Below are 685 nucleotides of genomic sequence, written 5' to 3' on the forward strand. Positions count from 1 at the left end.
CCCCCTTCGGCCGGCCGGTCGAACCGGAGGTGTAAATCACATAGGCCAGGTGGCGTTCGCCCAGGCCGACCTCGGCCGGGTCCAGGTCGTGCCCGGCCAACACCGAGGCGGTCGTGTCGCGATCCAGCGCCACCACCGGCAACGACGTCGCCGGCAGTCGCGATTCCAGCGCCGATTCGGTCAGAACCGCGACCGGCGCGGCCTCATCGAGCAACTGCTGCAAGCGCTCGGACGGCAATGCCGGGTCCAGCGGCAGGTAGGCGCCGCCGGCCTTGAGCGTGGCCAGCAACGCGATCACCAGATGCTCGCTGCGCTGCAGGCACACGCCGACCCGCGCATCCGGGCCGACGCCGAGCAGGCGCAGGCGGCGCGCCCATCGGTTGGCGCGCGCATTGAGCTCGGCATAGCTCAGGCGCCGGCCTTCGAACGCCAGCGCGATCGCATCGGGACGTTGCGCCGCCTGGCGCTCGAACAGCTGATGCAGCAGCAGGCCGCGCGGATACTCGGTGTCGGTGGCGTTGAAGGCCTGCAACACCTGTTCGCGTTCCTGCGCCGGCAGCCGCTCCAGGCGATCGAGCGGTCGCTGCGGTTCGCGCTCCAATGCGTCGACCAGCGCCTGCAAGGCCTGCTCGACGAAGCCGCAGATGCGTTGCGCGTCGACGCTGCGTTCGACTTCTGCGGTGAG

General features: G+C 70.5%; 1 protein-coding gene. It reads right to left on the minus strand.

Translation table 11 applies throughout. From position 1 onward, the window contains the following. Nucleotides 1-685 (minus strand): AMP-binding protein (locus TX83_RS18015; RefSeq protein ID WP_141233560.1); only part of this gene is annotated, 685 nt, incomplete at both ends.

This window comes from Lysobacter antibioticus HS124 (genome assembly GCF_000336385.2).
GTDB lineage: Bacteria > Pseudomonadota > Gammaproteobacteria > Xanthomonadales > Xanthomonadaceae > Lysobacter > Lysobacter firmicutimachus.